Annotated in this window: 13 protein-coding genes; 9 read left to right on the top strand and 4 right to left on the bottom strand. The window is 62.5% G+C overall.

The annotated features are described in order from the left end of the window. Window positions 1–58: 58 nt before the first annotated feature. Window positions 59–1642, bottom strand: a complete 1584-nt coding sequence (locus ACAX43_RS12860) for a S41 family peptidase (protein WP_370708770.1) — start codon at window positions 1640–1642, stop codon at window positions 59–61. 311 nt (window positions 1643–1953) lie between these two features. Next, entirely contained in the window at window positions 1954–2700 is a 747-nt protein-coding gene (gene gpmA, locus ACAX43_RS12855; protein ID WP_370708769.1) for a 2,3-diphosphoglycerate-dependent phosphoglycerate mutase, read from the bottom strand. Between the two features lie 137 nt (window positions 2701–2837). Here gpmA and ACAX43_RS12850 point away from each other — a divergent pair, with 137 nt between their 5' ends. The 5 genes from ACAX43_RS12850 to ACAX43_RS12830 all read left to right on the top strand — a co-directional run bounded on the left by ACAX43_RS12850 (window position 2838) and on the right by ACAX43_RS12830 (window position 5810). Next, window positions 2838–3263: a rhodanese-like domain-containing protein gene (locus ACAX43_RS12850; protein WP_370708768.1), complete on the top strand. Its 426-nt coding sequence runs from the start codon at window positions 2838–2840 to the stop codon at window positions 3261–3263. Continuing rightward, on the top strand, window positions 3260–3520 hold the full coding sequence (gene grxC, locus ACAX43_RS12845) for a glutaredoxin 3 (RefSeq protein WP_167048431.1): 261 nt from the start codon (window positions 3260–3262) through the stop codon (window positions 3518–3520). The genes ACAX43_RS12850 and grxC overlap by 4 nt, the downstream gene beginning before the upstream one ends. Before the next feature lie 152 nt (window positions 3521–3672). Continuing rightward, window positions 3673–4143: a protein-export chaperone SecB gene (gene secB / locus ACAX43_RS12840; RefSeq protein ID WP_370708767.1), complete on the top strand. Its 471-nt coding sequence runs from the start codon at window positions 3673–3675 to the stop codon at window positions 4141–4143. A 22-nt stretch (window positions 4144–4165) separates the two neighbouring features. Then, window positions 4166–5164: an NAD(P)H-dependent glycerol-3-phosphate dehydrogenase gene (locus tag ACAX43_RS12835; RefSeq protein ID WP_370708766.1), complete on the top strand. Its 999-nt coding sequence runs from the start codon at window positions 4166–4168 to the stop codon at window positions 5162–5164. 97 nt (window positions 5165–5261) lie between these two features. Next, window positions 5262–5810, top strand: a complete 549-nt coding sequence (locus ACAX43_RS12830; RefSeq protein ID WP_370708765.1) for an O-acetyl-ADP-ribose deacetylase — start codon at window positions 5262–5264, stop codon at window positions 5808–5810. On the opposite strand, the gene trmL is transcribed toward ACAX43_RS12830, so the two are convergent. Together trmL and ACAX43_RS12820 are read right to left on the bottom strand one after the other, a co-directional pair. Next, on the bottom strand, window positions 5783–6253 hold the full coding sequence (gene trmL / locus ACAX43_RS12825) for a tRNA (uridine(34)/cytosine(34)/5-carboxymethylaminomethyluridine(34)-2'-O)-methyltransferase TrmL (protein ID WP_370708764.1): 471 nt from the start codon (window positions 6251–6253) through the stop codon (window positions 5783–5785). The genes ACAX43_RS12830 and trmL overlap by 28 nt on opposite strands. Before the next feature lie 18 nt (window positions 6254–6271). Then, window positions 6272–6973 carry a ComF family protein gene (locus ACAX43_RS12820; RefSeq protein WP_370708763.1) on the bottom strand — a complete coding sequence of 234 codons (702 nt, stop codon included), beginning with the start codon at window positions 6971–6973 and terminating at the stop codon, window positions 6272–6274. A 177-nt stretch (window positions 6974–7150) separates the two neighbouring features. Between ACAX43_RS12820 and ACAX43_RS12815 the strand changes: the two genes are divergently transcribed. The 4 genes from ACAX43_RS12815 (at window position 7151) to ctaD (ending at window position 12248) form a co-directional block, all read left to right on the top strand. Further along, window positions 7151–8116 (top strand): methyltransferase domain-containing protein, encoded by a 966-nt coding sequence (locus ACAX43_RS12815; protein WP_370708762.1) that lies wholly within the window; start codon window positions 7151–7153, stop codon window positions 8114–8116. A 299-nt stretch (window positions 8117–8415) separates the two neighbouring features. Then, a complete protein-coding gene (locus tag ACAX43_RS12810; protein ID WP_370708761.1) occupies window positions 8416–8889 on the top strand; it encodes a DUF2244 domain-containing protein in 474 nt (157 codons plus the stop codon). A 66-nt stretch (window positions 8890–8955) separates the two neighbouring features. Further along, a complete protein-coding gene (coxB, locus tag ACAX43_RS12805; protein WP_370708760.1) occupies window positions 8956–10590 on the top strand; it encodes a cytochrome c oxidase subunit II in 1635 nt (544 codons plus the stop codon). Window positions 10591–10634: 44 nt separating this feature from the next. Next, a complete protein-coding gene (ctaD, locus tag ACAX43_RS12800) occupies window positions 10635–12248 on the top strand; it encodes a cytochrome c oxidase subunit I (protein ID WP_201072259.1) in 1614 nt (537 codons plus the stop codon). The last annotated feature ends 39 nt before the right edge of the window (window positions 12249–12287 follow it).

The following is a 12287-nucleotide window of genomic DNA, read 5'->3' as shown; positions in this document are numbered from 1 at the left end:
GTATTGCAACGTGTCTTCGCAGCCCGAGACTGCTGCGAAGACACGCCGGGTTTGCTGCTTACTTGGCCGGAGCGGGTGCCGAGGCCGGAGCCGGCCCGGACGCGCCCGGTACCGGTTGCGTCGGCTTCACCGCGACCGGCGCGGATGCCGACGTTGCCGGCTTGTTCTGCGCCAGACGCCGCTCGGTCAGCGACTTCGATTCCTGAACCGGCTTACCTTCCAGCTTGTTCAAAGCCTGTTGCAGCATGTAGTCGTCGGTCGAACCGAATTCCACCGGCTTGCGCTCACGATCCTTCTGACGCTGTTCCGGCGTTTTCTTGTCGTTCTGCTCTTCAAGCTGGCGCAATTGGTCCATGCGCTCCTGTTCGCGCTGTTCCGCTTCCTTCTTCTCGTTCGGATCCTGCGTGTTCGCAAGGTGGTTCGAGTAGTCGACTTCGCGGGTCACGAGTGCGTCGTCTGGATCGCCTTCCGCGTATTGATCGACCGCGATGTCAGGACGGATGCCCTTATTCTGGATCGAACGGCCGCTCGGCGTGTAGTAATACGCCGTGGTCAGACGCAGTGCGGTGTCGGCCGTCATTGGCCGGACGGTTTGCACCGAGCCCTTGCCGAATGTGGTCTTGCCGACGATCAGCGCACGATGCTGATCCTGCAGCGCGCCCGCGACGATTTCCGAAGCCGAAGCCGAGTAGGCGTTGGTCAGCACGATCATCGGCACGGTCTTGAAGATCGGTGCTTCGTCCTTCAGCGGATCGCTGTCGAAGGATTGGAGGCGATAGTTATCGTACGTATCGCGGTAGACCTGCTTCGAATCCGGGATCTGACCGTTGGTCGACACCACTACCGAGTTCGGCGGCAGGAACGCGCCCGCGACGCCGACCGCGCTTTGCAGCAGACCGCCGCCGTTATTGCGCAGGTCGAGCACGAGACCCTTCAGATTCGGCTGCTGACGTGCGATGTCTTGCAGCTTGGCGGCCAGATCAGGCGTGGTGCGTTCCTGGAAGCTGGTGATACGGACATACGCGTAACCCGGCGCGAGGATCTTCATCTTGACCGACTGGACCTTGATGATTGCGCGCGTCACCGTGAGCGGGAACGTGCGGTCGTCGGTCTTGCGGAAGATGGTCAACGTGACCTTGGTGCCCGGTTCGCCGCGCATCTGCTTGACAGCTTGATCGAGCGTCATGCCGCGCACGGGTTTGTCGTTGATGCGGGTAATCAGGTCGCCCGGACGGATGCCGGCGCGGAACGCCGGGGTGTCTTCGATCGGGGAGATCACCTTGATCAGGCCGTCTTCAGACGAAATCTCGATGCCGAGACCCGCGAAGCGACCCTTGGTCTGCTCCTGCAGTTCTTCGTAATCGGTCTTGTCGAGGTAGGACGAGTGCGGGTCGAGGCTCGACACCATGCCCTTGATCGCGGCGGTAAGCAGCTTTTTGTCGTCGACCGGTTCGACGTACTCATGCTTGATTTGCCCGAAGACCTCGGCAAAGAGCCTGAGCTGGTCCAGCGGCAGCGGTGCAGCGGTGCTTGAGCTGGCGCCGGCGGGTTGCTGGGCCGAGGCGGAAAGTTGCAGGGTGGCAAATACGCCGGTAGCAAGGCCCGCGGCAATCAGGCCGATATTTTTCAGGTTCTTTCGCATAGAGTCTGTTGCGGTCGGAAGCGCGTGGCAGCGTCGATAGAGATGGGGACGGACAAGTATAACTGCACACCTGCCCAGTCAGGGCGCGGCGCAGGCAATCGTCATTCGACAGCACGGGCCGGTCCTGGTTCGTGAGATCGGCGCCGCGGTGCTGAAGTAATGTGCGGTAACAGGCGGATGTGAACGAGAGCAGCCGAATGAAGCGATGCGGGGGCGGCGAGGGCCGGTACGTCTTGCCGGTCAGCGCGCCCGTTTGCCGCTCCCCGCTGCATTTTTCACCGCCGGGCTGTGACCGGCGGCGGGTGACGGAATCAGCCCGCCTTGCCTTGCCTGGCGACAGCGGCTTGCGCCTTCGCAATCGCGTCCTGGTCGCCCAGATAGTAGTGCTTGACCGGTTTCAGGTTGTCGTCGAGCTCATAGACGAGCGGCACGCCGTTCGGGATATTCAGGCCGACGATGTCGTTGTCCGATATATTGTCGAGGTACTTCACCATGGCGCGGATCGAGTTGCCGTGCGCGGCGATCACGACCTTGCGGCCCGACTTGATGGCCGGCGCAATCGACTCGTTCCACAAAGGTAAAACGCGCGCGACGGTGTCTTTCAGGCACTCGGTGAGCGGCAATTGCTCGCGCGGCACCTTGGCGTAGCGCGGATCGTCATAGGGCGCGCGCTCGTCCGTCGGCTCCAGCGCCGGCGGCGGCGTGTCGTAGCTGCGGCGCCAGACCAGAACCTGTTCGTCGCCGAACCTGGCGGCGGTTTCCGCCTTGTTCAGCCCCGACAGCGCGCCGTAATGGCGTTCGTTCAGGCGCCACGAATGCACCACCGGCAGATACATCAGATCCATCTGATCCTGCACGTGCCACAAGGTACGGATCGCGCGCTTGAGCACCGACGTGTAGGCGATATCGAACGTGTAGCCCGATTCCTTCAGCAGCACGCCCGCCTGCTGCGCTTCACGATTGCCCTGCTCGGTCAGGTCGACGTCGACCCAGCCTGTGAAGCGGTTTTCCTTGTTCCACGTCGATTCGCCGTGGCGGATGAGAACGAGTTTGTACATGAGATTGCCGGTCGGTAGTAAGGAAGCGGTAAAGCGTTGCGAGGGTCCTCTGGAGGAGCGTCGCCATCGCGTCAGACGGTTATTTTATAATGGGTGGATTGCCCTTTTCGATTTCTCTCTTTTTCGGCGGATTTTCCGTGAAGTTTTTCACTGATTACACAAACCTTGTACTGATCGCAATCGTCCTCATTTCCGGTGGGTTGCTGCTGTGGCCTACGATCAGCCGGCGTGGCCGCGGGGGCCTGTCGGCCGCTGCGGCGACCCAACTGATCAACCGGCGCAATGCGGCGGTCATCGATCTGCGTCCGTCCGCCGACTTTGCCAAGGGCCATTTGCCCGCGGCGCGGCACCTTGAATTTGCAGAATTGCAGGCGAAAGTCGCGCAACTCGTGAAGAACAAGAACAACCCGGTGCTGCTGGTATGCCAGACCGGCCAGCAGTCGAACAAGGCTGCGCGTATCGTGCAAGATGCCGGATTCGCCGAAGTCCATGTTCTCGAAGGCGGGGTCGACGCCTGGCAGAAGGCCGGTATGCCGGTTGTGAAACAAGGAGCAGCGAAGTGAACAAAGTGATCATGTACAGCACCCAGGTGTGCCCGTATTGCCAGATGGCCGAACGTCTTTTAAAGTCGCGCGGCGTCGAGCACGTTGAAAAGGTACTGATCGACAAAGACCCGGCCCGTCGTGACGAAATGATGACCCGGACCGGTCGCCGTACGGTGCCGCAAGTGTTCATCGGCGAGACGCATGTCGGCGGGTACGACGACCTGTCCGCGCTCGATCGCGCGGGCGGTTTGATGCCTCTGCTCGAAGCTGCCTGAATCCGCGCGCCGGGCGGCGCGTGAATGGGGCGGATGAAATACAAGCCGGCGCATTCCCGCTTTTTTTCAGGCGGGCGAGGCGCCGCAACGATCTGGCGGTCCGTGACGTCATGGGCCGCCGCCATGCTTACCTATCAGGGAATCACTCAATCATGTCCGACGAGAATAACCAGCCGTTCTTCAACATCCAGCGCATCTACCTGAAGGACATGTCGCTCGAGCAGCCGAATTCGCCGGGCATCTTCCTCGAGCAGGAAATGCCTTCGGTCGAAGTGGAAGTCGACGTGAAGGCTGAGCGCCTCGCCGACACCGTGTTCGAAATCCTCGTCACGGGCACGGTCACGGCCAAGGTGTCGGACAAGGTCGCGTTCCTGATCGAAGCCAAGCAAGCCGGCATTTTCGACATCCGCAACATTCCGGCTGAACAGATCGATCCGCTGGTCGGCATCGCCTGCCCGACGATCCTGTTCCCGTACCTGCGCTCGAACATCGCCGACGCGATCACGCGTGCCGGTTTCCCGCCGATCCACCTCGCCGAAATCAACTTCCAGGCGCTGTACGAACAACGTCTCACGCAAATGGGCGGCCAGGAAGGCGCGGCGCAGAACGGCGTCACGCATTAACGCGACGTACGCGGTGCCGGCTATGAAGGTCGCTGTCCTCGGCGCCGGTGCATGGGGCACAGCCCTCGCCGGCCATCTTGCCGCGCGGCACGACTCGGTGCTGTGGGCGCGCGAACCCGCGCTCGTCGCCGATCTCTCCGCTGCGCACGAAAACGTCCGCTATCTGGCGGGCGTGGCCTTGCCGCCGGCGCTTCGCTATGAAGCCGATCTGAACGCAGCGCTCGACCATGCGCTCGCCGACGACGCGTTATGCATCGTGGCGACGCCCGTGGCCGGTCTGCGTGGTCTGTTCCAGGCAATGCGCGACGCAGGCAAAGTGCCGTCGCATGTGGTGTGGTTGTGCAAAGGTTTCGAAGCCGACTCGCAGTTGTTGCCGCATCAGGTGGTCGCGGCTGAATTGCCGGGGCATGTCAGCAACGGCGTGCTGTCCGGTCCGAGCTTCGCGCGCGAAGTCGGGCAGGGCTTGCCGGTGGCGCTGACAATCGCAAGTGCGTCGGCGGCGTGCCGCGAGCGCACGGTCGCCGCGTTCCATCACGGCGCAATGCGCATCTACACCGGCGACGACATCGTCGGCGTGGAAGTGGGCGGCGCGGTGAAGAACGTGCTGGCGATTGCGACGGGCATTGCCGATGGCCTCGGCCTCGGCCTCAACGCACGGGCGGCGCTGATTACGCGCGGTCTGGCTGAAATGTCGCGTCTCGGCGTGACGCTCGGCGGAAGGGCGGAAACGTTCACCGGTTTGACCGGCTTGGGCGATCTGATCCTGACCGCGACGGGCGATCTGTCGCGCAATCGCACGGTCGGCGTGCAACTCGCCGCGGGCCGTACGCTCGGCGATATTCTCGGTGGCCTAGGTCACGTGGCCGAAGGTGTGCGCTGTGCGCAAGCCGTCCTGGCGATCGCTCGCGCTCATGCGATCGAGATGCCGATTACGCAGGCCGTCTGTGCCGTGCTGTTCGACGGCGTGGCGCCTCGCGACGCTGTCAGCGCCTTGCTGCGGCGCGATTCCAAAGCCGAATAAATCCGGTCTATCGGCCGTTTAGCGCAGAAAAGCGCTGAACGGCTGCCCTCCCTTGCTGTCCACATTTTATCGACGCTTCGGATCAGCCAGGTTCCCCATGCTCAGTTTCAATCGTTGCACGCTGGAAGCACGCGTCGTCGACATCACGACGCTCGCCGTGGATGCGATCGTCAACGCCGCGAATACGTCGCTATTAGGCGGAGGTGGTGTGGACGGCGCGATTCATCGCGCGGCCGGCAAGGAATTGGTGCGTGAGTGCGAGGCGCTCGGTGGCTGCGCGACGGGCGACGCGAAAATCACCCGCGGCTACCAATTGCCGGCAAAACACGTGATTCACGCGGTTGGCCCGGTGTGGCGGGGCGGTGCGCATGGCGAGGCCGACCTGCTCGCGTCCTGCTATCAACGCTCGATCGAGGTGGCGCATCAAGCGCATTGCACGAGCATCGCGTTTCCCGCCATTAGTTGCGGCATCTACCATTTTCCCGCCGATGAAGCCGTGCAGATCGCCGTCGGCACGGTGGTCGAAACTTTGCCGCGCGCGCCGAAGATCGAGCGCGTAGTGTTCGCCTGCTTCGACGGCGCAATGCTCGCGCGCTACGAAGCCGAATTGAAGCGCCGTCAGGCGCCGCCGTCGAAGCCGGTTTGACGCCACGCTTCGAACACCACCACCGCGACAGTGTTCGACAGATTCAGACTGCGGTTGCCCGGCCGCATCGGCAGACGTACGCGCTGGTCATTGGCAAATTGATCGAGCACCGTGTCGGCCAGGCCGCGCGTTTCGGCGCCGAACACGAACCAGTCGCCGGATTGAAACGCATGCTCGTGAAAGCGGCCCGAGCCACGGGTGGTGAAGGCGAACATCCGGGTCGGATCGGGCGATTCTTTGGCCACGAAGGCAGCCCAATCGGCGTGTACGTTCATCTGCGCGTACTCGTGATAGTCGAGGCCGGCACGGCGCAATTTGGCGTCGTCGAGCGGAAAGCCGAGCGGCTCGATCAGATGCAGTCGCGCACCCGTATTCGCGCACAGACGGATGACGTTGCCGGTGTTCGGCGGGATTTCCGGTTCGACGAGGACGACATTGAACATAGTGATTTCAGGTGGGGACTAGTTTTTCGGCGTGCGCAGCGCGACGAAGTTGGTGACGCGCCGCGCACCGGCGGCTTTGAGCGTGCGCGCCAGCGCTTCGAGCGTTGCGCCGGTGGTCATCACATCGTCGACGATACCGACGTGCAGACCTTGCACGGGTTTGGCGACCTGGAAAGCGCGGCCCACATTGAGCCGGCGCGCGTCGAGGTCGAGCCGTGATTGCGGCGCGGTGTGGATCACCCGATGCAGCAAGGTTGCGTCGCCGCGCACATTCAGTGCGCGGGCCAAGGGCCTCGCGATCTGCCATGCCTGGTTGTAGCCGCGCTCGGTAAGACGCTGGTTGGCCAGCGGCACGGGCGCGAGCACCTCGGGCCGCTCAGATGGATCCTGCCAGGCGTCTTCCGCAAGACGCGCAAGGCGTCGCGCGAACTCGCGCGCCAGCATCAGCCGGGCGCGGAATTTCAGGCCTAGTGCCAAGGCGTCGAGCGGCTGGCGGTAATCGGCGAGAGCAAAGGTCGCCTCGAACGGCGGCGGCTCGCCGATACAATCCGCGCAGCGATATTGCGCGCGACTTGCCAGCCGCGTTCCGGACAAAGGAACCGCGCAGACAGTGCAACGCAACCGGCCTTCGTTCCAATACGCCTCATCACAACCGGAACACAGCGTCTTGTGCGACAAATTGCCGCATAGCATGCAGAGGTTCGGCAGCGCGGCGTGCATCACACGCGGCCATGCTGAACGGAGGCCGCGCGTAAAACGCGCAAAACGGGCGGTTGGGCCGCGGGAGGACAAGGAAATGGTTCGGAATGGGATGATTGGACCGCCCGCGAAGGCCTTTCACGCTGAATGGAGGTAAGCGAGCGAGTATACTTCGTGCTCTTCGCCAGTACGACACCCATGTCCCCAACTCCCGCTCAATCTGGCCGTCCGGCCTACGATTCCCGGCGTCTCAGGCGGATTTTCGACCGCCGCGCGGCGACCTTCCACGATGTTGCGTTCCTGCCGCGCGAAATCGCGCAGCGCATGCGCGAGCGTCTCGACTACATCAAGGTCACTCCGGCGAGCGTGCTCGATGCCGGCTGCGGCGCGGGCGAAGACATCCCCGCGCTGCGCGAGCGCTTCCCTGAGGCGCCGGTGTTCGGCACTGACCTGTCGCATGGGATGCTCGGCCGCGCGCTGCGCCACGATGCCGGCGACACGAGCTGGCGGCGCTTTCTTCCGGCCACGCTCGGCAAGGCGCTCGGCGCCCGCGGTCCGCGTTTCGCGCAGGCCGACTTCTCAGCGCTGCCGTTCGCGGCCGGTGCCTTCGAATTCATCTGGTCCAATCTCGCACTGCACTGGCACTCGCGGCCGGATCTCGTGTTTCCCGAATGGCAACGCGTGCTGAAAGTGAACGGCCTGCTTATGTTCAGCACCCTCGGTCCCGATTCGCTGAAGGAATTGCGCGGCGCCTACGCCGAGGTAGAGGCCGCGCACGGCGTCGCTTCGCGCAACCATGTGATCGACTTTGTCGACATGCATGACCTTGGGGATATGTTGGTCGAGAGCGGTTTCGAGATTCCTGTGATGGACCAGGAAACACTCACTATTACGTATAAGTCGCCCGAGTCGCTGCTCGCCGACGTGCGCCGTTGGGGCGCCTATCCGTTCGCGCGCGAGGCGGCGTCGAATACCGTTGCACGCAGGCTGCATAAGGCTTTGCTGGCGGCGCTCGAAGCCCGCCGCCGTGCCGACGGCACGATCGCGCTGACCTTCGAAGTGATCTACGGGCACGCATGGAAAGCCGTGCCGCGCACCACAGCCGAAGGTCATGGGATTGTGCGGCTCGAGGATATAGGACGAGGTTCGCCGAGGAATCGTTGAAGCGGTAAAGACGACATCTGTTATGTCTGAAATTACCGCTTCAAAAGACGCGCTAAAGCTGCGTCAAAACGGCGCGGAGGCTTGTCGCGCCTGGCTTGTGAGCCGATTGAGGCTTGCTTGTGGATGCTATGGATCGCGCCTATAATGCGTCAGTTTGTCGCCCGGAGTTCCCACATTTGGGGCGGCAGGCCCGAGGCACTGGGCTGCAACATGAAGGACGCGGCGGTGATTGAGTGCCGTTCAGCGGTCGCGAGCAATGGCCGCAGGCGGCGATTGGTGACGGTCGGCAGGAGGCAGCGATGGAAGCATCAGATCTGCTGGCGGATTCAGAATCCGTTCTCAAAGACTGGACCATGAAGCGCAACTGTTCGATTTCGCCGCGGCAATTTGTATGTTTCTACGTGTCGCTTGCGTTGTTCTCGTTGGCAATTGCTTTCATGCTGGTTCTGGTCGGCGCCTGGCTGGTGTTGCCGTTCACCGGTATCGAATTGCTCGCGGTGGGCATCGCGTTTGCCATATATGCGCGCCATGCTGTCGATTACGAGCGCGTCCGGCTGTTTCAGAACCGGCTCGTGATCGAGCAGGTCAGCGCCGAGCGGTGCACGCAGTTCGAATTCAATCCGCGCTGGGTGCGGATCGAACCGGGCGCAACGCCGCGTGACCAGATCAAACTGGTGTCGCGCGGCCAGACGATCATGATCGGGCAACATCTCGCGCAGTATCGGCGCGCGCAGTTCGCAGGCGAATTGCGTATGTGGCTCACGCGTTGTTAGACGTGTCGAGACGCGCGGCGTTCACGGGGAGCGCGAGACAGCCTGCCAGCGGGGTCGAGGGTTTGAATGGAAATTTTGGGTAAGGAAGCTATGAAAACAATCAAGCGAGCCCTCATGGGCGTGCTGGCGATGAGCGGACTGCTTTTCGCCGGTGCGGCCCTGGCAGTGGGCGATGTTCCGGGCGGCCCTGCCGTCAACGAGATCAATCTCCAGCCGCCGGCGAGCAAAATCGCTGAGGAGCTTTTCAGCCTCCACATGTTCATGCTGATTCTTTGCCTGGTGATCTTCGTTGGCGTGTTCGGCGTGATGTTCTATTCGATCTTTGCTCACCGCAAATCGAAGGGCCACAAGGCTTCGAATTTCCACGAAAGCACCACCGTCGAAATCATCTGGACGATCGTGCCGTTCATCATCGTGGTGCTGATGGCGCTCCCCGCCACCAAGACCGTCGTCGCGATGAAGGACACCACGAATGCCGACCTCACCATCAAGGTCACGGGCTACCAGTGGAAGTGGGGCTACGACTACGTGAAGGGTCCGGGCGAGGGCATCAACTTCCTGTCCACGCTGGCCACGCCGCGTGCGGAAACCGATGGCCGCATGCCGATTACCACGACGTATCTGCAGGAAGTCGACAATCCGCTGGTCGTCCCGGTCGACAAGAAAATCCGCATCATCACCACCGCGAACGACGTGGTCCACTCCTGGTACGTGCCGGCTTTCGGCGTGAAGCAGGATGCAATCCCGGGCTTTGTGCGCGACACGTGGTTCAAGGCTGACAAGGTCGGAACGTTCCGCGGCTTCTGTACCGAACTGTGCGGCAAGGAACACGCGTTCATGCCGGTGGTGGTCGAAGTGCTGTCGGCAGACGACTACGCGAAGTGGGTCGACGCGCAGAAGAAGAAAATGGCCGCCGGCCAGGACGATCCGAACAAGACCTACACAATGGCCGAGTTGATGGAACGCGGCGGCAAGGTGTATGCATCGAACTGCGCGGTCTGCCATCAGCCGACCGGCAAGGGCGCAGGCGCATTTCCGGCGCTGGACGGCAGCAAGATCGCCAACGGCCCGATCGCCGAACACGTGAGCCTGGTTCTCAAGGGCAAGAACGCGATGCCTTCGTGGGCGCCGACGCTGAACGACGTCGAAATCGCTTCGGTCATCACGTACGAACGTAACTCGTGGGGCAACCACACCGGCGATATTCTCCAGCCGAAGCAGGTTCTGGATGCCCGTAACGGCAAGCTGCCGGAAGGCGGCAACCATCTGGCCGACGCAGGCGCAGCAGCCAGCGGCGCGGATGCGGCGGCTTCGGGTGCAGCGGCGGCTTCGGGTGCTGACGCGGCTTCGGCCGGTTCGGATAGCGCCGCCGCATCGCAAGCTGCGGCGTTACCGGCGAGCGTCTACTTCGACACGGGCAAAAGCACGCTGCCGGCCGACGCGAAAGCGGCGGTCGAGGCGGCCGCGGCCTACGCGAAGGCGCATCCGGACGCAAAGTTCACGCTGTCGGGTTTCACAGACGCCACCGGTTCTGCCGACACCAACGCGAAGCTTGCGAAGAGTCGTGCCGAAGCCGTGCGCGACGCGTTGAAAGCAGCCGGCATCGCCGAAGACCATATTATTTTGAAGAAGCCGGAAACGATCACGGGCGGCAGCGATGCGAAAGAAGCCCGGCGTGTCCAGATCAGCCCGGCTGCCTGACGTGTTCATGGTCAGCACCGCAGTATTCGCTTTAGGAGATTGTCATGTCTAGCATCGGACACGATGTAGTCGCGGGCCACGAGCACGTGCACGGCGACCATGCCCACGAAACGCCACATGGCTGGCGTCGTTGGCTGTTCGCAACCAATCACAAGGACATCGGTACGCTGTACCTGATCTTCTCGTTCACCATGTTCCTCTCCGGGGGCGTGATGGCGCTGATGATCCGTGCCGAACTGTTCGAGCCGGGTCTGCAGATCATGCGTCCCGAGTTCTTCAACCAGTTGACCACCATGCACGGCCTGATCATGGTGTTCGGCGCGATCATGCCGGCGTTCGTCGGCTTCGCGAACTGGATGGTGCCGCTGCAGATCGGCGCATCGGACATGGCTTTTGCGCGGATGAACAACTTCAGCTTCTGGCTGCTGCCGGTGGCTGCCGTGTTGCTGGTCGGTTCGTTCTTCGCACCGGGCGGCGCAACCGCCGCGGGCTGGACGCTGTACGCACCGCTGTCGACGCAGATGGGCCCGGGCATGGACTTCGCGATTTTCGCGATCCACTTGATGGGTGCTTCGTCGATCATGGGCGGGATCAACATCGTCGTGACGATTCTGAACATGCGCGCGCCGGGGCTGACGCTGATGAAGATGCCGATGTTCGTCTGGACGTGGCTGATCACCGCGTACCTGCTGATCGCGGTGATGCCGGTTCTGGCAGGCGCGATCACCATGGTGCTGTTCGATCGCCACTTCGGCACGTCGTTCTTCAACGCGGCAGGCGGCGGCGATCCGGTGATGTACCAGCATATTTTCTGGTTCTTCGGGCATCCCGAGGTATACATCATGATCTTGCCGGCGTTCGGGATCGTGTCGCAGGTGATCCCGGCGTTCTCGCGCAAGCCGCTGTTCGGCTATAGCTCGATGGTGTACGCAACCTCGTCGATCGCGATTCTGTCGTTCATGGTGTGGGCGCACCACATGTTCGCTACCGGCATGCCGGTGACGGGCCAGCTGTTCTTCATGTACGCGACGATGCTGATCGCTGTGCCGACGGGGGTGAAGGTGTTCAACTGGGTCGCGACGATGTGGCGCGGTTCGCTGTCCTTCGAAACACCTATGCTGTTCGCGGTCGGCTTCCTGTTGGTGTTCACGTTCGGCGGTCTGTCGGGCCTGATGCTCGCCATGGCGCCGCTCGACATCCAGTATCACGGTACTTATTTTGTGGTGGCGCACTTCCACTACGTGCTGGTGGCGGGGTCGCTCTTCGCGCTGTTCTCCGGGTGGTACTACTGGGCGCCGAAGTGGACCGGTTGGATGTACAACGAAACGCGCGGCAAGATTCACTTCTGGGCGTCGATGTTCTTCTTCAACCTCGCGTTCCTGCCGATGCACTTCGTCGGTCTCGCAGGTATGCCCCGTCGTTACGCTGACTACCCTGCACAGTTCACGGACTGGAACCAGGTCATCTCGATCGGCGCATTCGGCTTCGGTCTGGCACAGGTCTACTTCCTGTTTGCGGTTGCGCTGCCGGCCTATCGCGGCGGCGGCGAGCTGGAAAAAGCCGGCGACAAGCCGTGGGACGGCGCAACTGGCCTCGAATGGACCGTGCCGAGCCCGGCTCCGTTCCACACGTTCGAAAACCCGCCGACTGTCGAGTAATCGGCGTTGAGCGTGGGCAGCCGCCACAGCGGCGGCTGC

This window comes from Paraburkholderia sp. IW21, from assembly GCF_041321145.1.
GTDB lineage: Bacteria > Pseudomonadota > Gammaproteobacteria > Burkholderiales > Burkholderiaceae > Paraburkholderia.
The sequence above is the reverse complement of the archived record's forward strand: the minus strand, read 5'-3'. Positions and strand labels throughout refer to the sequence as shown.

Excerpts from the sequence above, each read along its gene's own strand:
- ACAX43_RS12810 (WP_370708761.1), top strand. The coding sequence starts at position 8,416 with ATGGAAGCATCAGATCTGCTGGCGGATTCAGAATCCGTTCTCAAAGAC.
- coxB (WP_370708760.1), top strand. The coding sequence starts at position 8,956 with ATGGAAATTTTGGGTAAGGAAGCTATGAAAACAATCAAGCGAGCCCTC.
- ACAX43_RS12815 (WP_370708762.1), top strand. The coding sequence starts at position 7,151 with ATGTCCCCAACTCCCGCTCAATCTGGCCGTCCGGCCTACGATTCCCGG.
- ACAX43_RS12830 (WP_370708765.1), top strand. The coding sequence starts at position 5,262 with ATGCTCAGTTTCAATCGTTGCACGCTGGAAGCACGCGTCGTCGACATC.
- ACAX43_RS12820 (WP_370708763.1), bottom strand. The coding sequence starts at position 6,973 with ATGCACGCCGCGCTGCCGAACCTCTGCATGCTATGCGGCAATTTGTCG.
- ACAX43_RS12835 (WP_370708766.1), top strand. The coding sequence starts at position 4,166 with ATGAAGGTCGCTGTCCTCGGCGCCGGTGCATGGGGCACAGCCCTCGCC.
- ACAX43_RS12860 (WP_370708770.1), bottom strand. The coding sequence starts at position 1,642 with ATGCGAAAGAACCTGAAAAATATCGGCCTGATTGCCGCGGGCCTTGCT.
- ctaD (WP_201072259.1), top strand. The coding sequence starts at position 10,635 with ATGTCTAGCATCGGACACGATGTAGTCGCGGGCCACGAGCACGTGCAC.
- secB (WP_370708767.1), top strand. The coding sequence starts at position 3,673 with ATGTCCGACGAGAATAACCAGCCGTTCTTCAACATCCAGCGCATCTAC.
- gpmA (WP_370708769.1), bottom strand. The coding sequence starts at position 2,700 with ATGTACAAACTCGTTCTCATCCGCCACGGCGAATCGACGTGGAACAAG.
- trmL (WP_370708764.1), bottom strand. The coding sequence starts at position 6,253 with ATGTTCAATGTCGTCCTCGTCGAACCGGAAATCCCGCCGAACACCGGC.